Source organism: Chthoniobacter sp. (assembly GCF_040003245.1).
Classification (GTDB): Bacteria; Verrucomicrobiota; Verrucomicrobiia; order Chthoniobacterales; family Chthoniobacteraceae; genus Chthoniobacter.
This window is the reverse complement of sequence record NZ_JBDUCX010000376.1, coordinates 1-4,104: the sequence shown is the minus strand read 5'-3', so window position 1 is coordinate 4,104 and position 4,104 is coordinate 1. Positions and strand designations below refer to the sequence as shown.

Annotated in this window: 2 protein-coding genes and 1 pseudogene; all 3 read left to right on the top strand. The window is 63.2% G+C overall.

The window, feature by feature from the left end; genetic code table 11:
* A partial coding sequence (locus ABJF10_RS29760) for an Amuc_1098 family type IV pilus outer membrane protein (protein WP_348548234.1) occupies nt 1-2,655 on the top strand: 2,655 nt, incomplete at its 5' end.
* A 10-nt stretch (nt 2,656-2,665) separates the two neighbouring features.
* Nucleotides 2,666-3,274 carry a dephospho-CoA kinase gene (coaE, locus tag ABJF10_RS29755; protein WP_348548233.1) on the top strand — a complete coding sequence of 203 codons (609 nt, stop codon included), beginning with the start codon at nt 2,666-2,668 and terminating at the stop codon, nt 3,272-3,274.
* A pseudogene (gene rho / locus ABJF10_RS29750) lies at nt 3,267-4,104 on the top strand (transcription termination factor Rho); the annotation flags it as partial. The gene coaE and the pseudogene rho, both read left to right, overlap by 8 nt.

Sequence of the window (4,104 nt, the reverse complement as noted above, 5' to 3'; positions counted from 1 at the left end):
GCCATGACCAAACCCCCTCTCGCGACCACCATCTCCTCGTTGCTGGTCAGCTCGATGCTCATCACCCCAGCCGTCAGCTTCGCCGCTGGCGGTTACCGCGGCAGTGTGGAAAGCGTTGCCGAGCGCGAAAAAGCGCGCCGCGCCGACTACGAAACCCGCGGACGTAATGCGATCGACAGTGGCAATGCGGCCATGAAGGACAAGGACTACGAGAAGGCCACGGCTTATTTCAAGAACGCCTGCGACATCATCCCCAACGCGCCCAATTCGCAGTCGCTCTACAACACTGCGCTGCATGGCTTTTGCGAAGCGAGCACCCGCCTCGCCGAACAGCGCATCACCGAAGGCCGCTATGCCGATGCCGAGAACACGCTGCGCGTCGTCCTCGACGAGCGCTATGATCCGCAGTGCAAGCGCGCCATCATCATCCTTTCCCGCCTCGAGCAGCCCGACTACTACAACAAGACGATCGGGCCAAAATTCCGCGCGAACATCGAGCAGGTGAAACAGTGGTTCATCGAAGCCCAGGGCCTTTACGACACCGGTCGTTTCCTGGTCGCGAAGAAGCGCTGCGAGCAGATCTTGAACGTCGATCCCACGAACATTGCCGCCCGCCGTTTCGAGGAAAAGATCGACCGCGCCCTGAGCGACTACGGAGTCGCCGGCTACAATGAGACCCGGGCCGACGCCATCGCCAAGACGGACATGGCTTGGGCGCGCCCCATCCGCCGCTTCAATACCCAGAGCGAAATCGTGGTCGAGAACACTTCGCCCCAAGCCAGCACCGAGCGCATCCGCCGGAAGCTGGAGCGCATCGTCATTCCCAAGCTGGAATTCCGCGAAGCGACCATCCGTGAAGCCATCGATTTCTTGAAGAAGAAGAGCGTCGAGCTCGACGACTTCTCACCCGCCGGCGAGAAGGGCGTGAACATCGTCCTCAAGCTGGAGGGTGGTGGTGGTGGCAATGCAGGTGGCGCCGGTGGCGGCGCGGCTGCTGGCGGCGCGGCCATCCCCGGCATTCCTGGCCTCGATGCGCCTGCGGCGGCCCCTGCGGGCGCCCCAGTGGCCGCAGCCCCGATTGGCAACCCGGCTGACGCCCGTATCACCGTTTCGCTGACCAACATTCCTTTGGTCGAGGCGCTCAAATACGTCACCGGTCTCGCCAACTTGAAGTACAAGGTCGAACCTTACGCTGTTTCCGTCGTCCCGATCACGGAAAACACCGATGTCCTCATCACCAAGGAATGGAAGATCCAGCCGGATCTGATTCCTCGCACGCCTGGTGCCGGTGGCGCCGCAGCGAATGCGCTGACCGCTCCCGTGGCCGGCGCCGGCGGCGGCGCCAGTGATGCCTCCAAGGGTGGCAGCGGTATTGCCGATCGCGAATCGGCCAAGAATTGGCTCATCGCCAATGGTGTCGCCTTCAATGGCAACGCTTCTGCCATTTACATCATCCGGAGCAGCCGTCTCATCGTCCGCAATACTCAGGATCAACTCGATCTGGTTGACACCATCATTAGCTCTCCCCAGACCGGCGGCCCCGTGCAGGTCGAAATCGAGTCCAAGTTCGTGGAAATCCAGCAGAACAACCTCAAGGAGCTCAGTTTCGACTGGCTGGTCGGGCAGTTCAATGCTCCGGCGACCAAGAACGTCTTCCTCGGTGGCGGCACCTTCGGCACTTCGCCCGCTGGCAATACCGGAGATTTCCCCTTCCTCGGTCCGGATGGCGTCCCTGTCGGTACCAATCCGCTCACCGCCGGCAACCGCAGCGGCAACCTCGCTATCAGCTCGAATGCCATCGATGCCCTGCTCTTCCCCGTCAGTGGCGCGACCTCGCTGGCCCCGGCCATCGGCGCCATTTCGGGTGTATTCACCGATCCGCAGTTCCAGTTGGTCATTCGCGCGCTCAACCAGAAAAAGGGCGTCGATCTCCTGTCCTCGCCCAAGGTGACGACCAAGAGCGGCCAGCGCGCGGTCATCGAGATCATTCGCGAGTTCCGTTATCCCACGGAGTTCACGCCTCCTCAGATCCCGCAGACCTTCCAGAGCCCCGCCGTGCTCACCACGGGCGCGGTTGGCGTCTCGTCGAGCGGTTCCTTCCCAGTTACCCCCACCACCCCCACGGCGTTTGAAACGCGCAATACGGGTGTCACCCTCGAGGTGGAACCGGTGGTCGGTCCCGATGGTTATACGATCGATCTCAACCTGGTCCCGCAAGTCGTTGAATTTGAAGGCTTCATCAACTACGGCAGCCCGATCACGTCGACGACCACAAACCCCCTCACCGGCGCCAGCCAGCAGAACGTCATCACGCCGAACGTCATCAATCAGCCCATCTTCAGCACCCGCAAGGTCACGACCAGCGTGAGCGTCTATGACGGCTCGACCGTCGTCCTCGGCGGCTTGATCCGGGAAGACGTCCAGAAAGTCGAAGACAAGGTGCCAATCATCGGTGACATCCCGATCATCGGCCGCCTCTTCCGCTCCAGCGTCGACCAGCACATCAAGCGCAACCTGGTGATCTTCGTCTCCGCCCGCCTCATCAACGCCGCCGGTGAGCCCGTTCGCGCCGATGACGAGAAGGAAGAGATCATTGAGACGATCGCTCCGCCGGAGATCGCTCCGCTGCAAGAGCTGCCGCTGATGTCGAAATAACCGGGCACCGGTGCCGGCGCTAGGCATTACCGGGGGCGTGGCTACGGGGAAATCCAGTTTCTCCCGGGCCTTGCTCCGCTATTTGTCCGCGGAAATTTTCGACGCCGACCGCTGCGCGCATGACCTGCTCGCGGAGGATGAGGGCGTGCAAAAAGCCGTCGTGGCCGCGTTTGGCGATGACGTCATCGGGCAGGATGGTCGTCCCGACCGGGCGCGCCTGCGCGAAATAGTCTTTGCCAATCCCGGAAAGCGGCGTCACCTTGAGCAGATTCTCCACCCCATCATCCGCGACCGCTGGATGGGGCTGGCCGGGGAAGCGGCGCGCAGCGATCACTGGTTCTGCGCCGATATTCCCCTGCTCTACGAGACCAACGCTCAAAGCCACTTTGCCGCGGTGATCGTCGTCGCCTGTGCGCCCCGTACCCAACGGGCCCGGCTCCGCGAACAACGCCAACTCCCCAACGAAATTGCCGAAAACATCATCGCCTCGCAGTTCGACCTCACGACGAAAGTCGCCCAAGCCGACTACCTCATCTGGAATGACTCCTCCGACTCCTGCCTCGACCGGCAAGCCCGACTCCTTGCCGGAGCCCTCCATCGCCGCTTCCCCCATGGTTGATCCCGCCCCTCCTTCGCCCGAACCAGCAGCGCCCGAACCAACCGCGCCCGCCGTCGTTCCCACCGCCACCGCTCCTGCCCCCACGCCCGAGCCGGAGGCGCCCGTCCCCGCCAAGCTCTGGATCGACGAATTGCATCGGGAGACCCTCGGCCAATTGCTCGAGCGCGCCGCCGCCCTGCGTTTCCGCATCAATCCCGACAAGACCCGGCATCACATCGTTTTCGACCTTCTCCGGGCTTACTCCCAGCGCGGCACGGAGCTGTTTGCCGACGGCATCCTCGAGCTCGCCCCGCAAGGCTCCGGCTTCCTCCGCTGGCCGCGTTACAATTTCCGTTCGCTCCCGCAGGACGTCTATGTCCCCACCCAGGTCGAGCGCCAGTTGTTCCTGCGCAATGGCAACCGCCTCACCGCCCGCATCCGCTCGCCGCGCGACCGGGAAAAGTTCATGACCATCGACCGCGTCCTCACCATCGAGGACATCCCGGTGGAATCCTGGGTGGAAACGACCGAGTTCGACCGCCTCACCGCGCTGCACCCCACCGAGCGCATCATTCTCGAGAACACCAAGCATAAGTCCATCACCCCGCGCGCCATCGATCTCATCTCGCCGCTCGGCCGTGGCCAGCGCGGCTTGATCGTCGCCCCGCCGCGCACCGGCAAGACCGTCCTGCTCAAGGACATCGCCCTCTCCATTCTCGCCAATTCCCCCGAGACGCATCTCATCCTGCTGCTGGTCGACGAACGCCCGGAAGAGGTCACCGATTTCCGCCGCTCGGTCAATTGCGAGATCTACAGCTCCACCTTCGATGAAGGCCCGGCCCGTCACACCC